Origin of the sequence: Tropicimonas sp. IMCC6043, assembly GCF_004146235.1 — a bacterium.
In the GTDB taxonomy this organism is placed as follows: Bacteria; Pseudomonadota; Alphaproteobacteria; order Rhodobacterales; family Rhodobacteraceae; genus Tropicimonas.
Genome location: NZ_SELO01000151.1, coordinates 1 through 606, shown reverse-complemented (window position 1 = coordinate 606; position 606 = coordinate 1). Strand labels below are relative to the sequence as shown.

The window sequence follows — 606 nt, the reverse complement described above, 5'->3', positions numbered from 1 at the left end:
CCGGTGGCACGCTCGACCGCCCGGGCCTGCAACGGCTGCTCGCCGATATCGACGCCGGCCGCATCGACATGGTCGTGGTCTACAAGATCGACCGGCTGACGCGGTCGCTCGCCGACTTCGCCAAGCTCGTCGAGCGGCTCGAGGAGAAGGATTGCTCCTTCGTCTCCGTCACTCAGGCCTTCAACACCTCTTCGTCGATGGGCCGGCTGACACTGAATGTGCTGCTCTCCTTCGCCCAGTTCGAACGCGAGGTCACCGCCGAGCGGATCCGAGACAAGATCGCCGCCTCGAAGAAGAAGGGGCTCTGGATGGGCGGTGTCCCGCCGCTCGGCTACGACCCGCATCCCGACCCGATGCGCCGGGAACTGGTAGTCAACACGGCAGAGGCCGAGGTGGTCCGGCAGCTCTTCACCCTCTATGCCGCCCACAAATGCCTGAACCTCGTCACCCAAAAGGCCGAGGGTCTCGGCCTGCGCTCCAAGCGCCATGTCTTCTCGACGGGCCGGGAGCAGGGAGGCAACGTTCTGAGCCGGGGCCAGGTCCACAAGATCCTCACCAACCCGGTCTATCTCGGGATGATCCGGCACAAGGAAAAGACCTTCCCCG

Annotated in this window: 1 protein-coding gene; it reads left to right on the top strand. The window is 65.0% G+C overall.

Features of this window, described 5'->3' with window-relative positions; genetic code table 11:
- The coding region (locus tag EU800_RS26185) for a recombinase family protein (protein ID WP_129636370.1) at positions 1–606 on the top strand (606 nt) is incomplete at both ends.